The organism is Lysobacter sp. DMC97 (assembly GCF_056313745.1).
The window spans coordinates 1-1,153 of sequence record NZ_JBQUZR010000013.1; the positions used below are offsets into that span (position 1 = coordinate 1).

The 1,153-nt window shown below is 66.3% G+C and carries 1 protein-coding gene; it reads right to left on the reverse strand.

Annotation, left to right across the window (positions count from 1 at the left end; genetic code table 11):
• Positions 1 to 15: 15 nt before the first annotated feature.
• A complete protein-coding gene (locus ACT53Q_RS19080; protein ID WP_476188248.1) occupies positions 16 to 1,119 on the reverse strand; it encodes an IS5 family transposase in 1,104 nt (367 codons plus the stop codon).
• Positions 1,120 to 1,153 lie beyond the last annotated feature (34 nt).

Sequence of the window (1,153 nt, forward strand, 5' to 3'; positions counted from 1 at the left end):
GAGGGTGTTGCCGAATCACCCCTCGCTCAGCCCCCTGAGCAGCCTTCTGGCTTCGGAGAGCCAGACCCAGCTCTCGGAGACCGACGCCAGGCGATCGTGGTGCATCACCAAGCGCCGTGCGCGCTCCAGCCAGGCATGGCTTCGCTCGACGATCCAGCGCTTCGGCAGCGCCGCATATGCCCTTGTCGGCGGCTCGAACAACGACAACTGTCCGATCTGCCAGCAGCCAATGTTCCGGTTCCCCGGATGCCGCACCACATGCACGGTGACATCGTGGATGGCTTCAAGCCGTGCGGCGCACGTCCCGGCATAGGCGCTGTCCACGAACACCCGACGGAGCGTCGGGTACTTCGCACACGCCAGCGCCATTGCGGGGTAGGCACCATCGCGGTCCTGCACGCTCGCGGCCGTCACGACCACCGCCAACACCAGGCCGAGTGTATCGACGACCAGATTGCGCTTGCGGCCCTTGACCCGTTTGCCAGCATCGAAGCCCTTCTCGCCGCCCTGTGGCGAGGTCCGGGTGGATTGCGAGTCCAGAATGGCCGAGGACGGAGATTCCTCCCGCTGCGCGCGCTCGCACCAGCGCTGGCGAAGTCGGTCGTGCATGCGTTCGAAGCGGCCCTGCCGGCTCCAGCGGCGAAACAGCTTGTAGACCGCATTCCAGGGCGGAAACATCTTCGGCATCAGCCGCCAGGAGCACCCCGTACGCACGACGTAGAAGCAGGCATCCACGATCGCCCGACGCGAATGGACTGCGGGCCTGCCCCGTTCGCCGGCATCGTCGAAGATGTCCGCGACCATCTCCCACTCCGCTTGCGTGAGCGACGTGGCATAGCGCTCGGGGTCTCCCGCGTCCCGATGACGCTCGCTGTAGCCGTAACGCGATGGCTCGCCCCGTGCAGGTTCCGCGTATCCGGACCTGACCGCAGGTTTGACCCGCACGATCCCCTCCGCCTTGATCGCCTTGGCCAGGGTCGGCTTGGAAACCAGCGTCCCGGTGCGAGCGTGGAGCAGCTTCACCAACTCCTCTGCCGTCGAGAGCGGATGCTCGACGATCAACTCCCGCAACGCCTGCCGTTCCGATGGCTGCATCTTCGGCCGCGGGCCTTTGCGTATTCGAGCTTCCATCTCGACGCCCAATTGGGGGGGG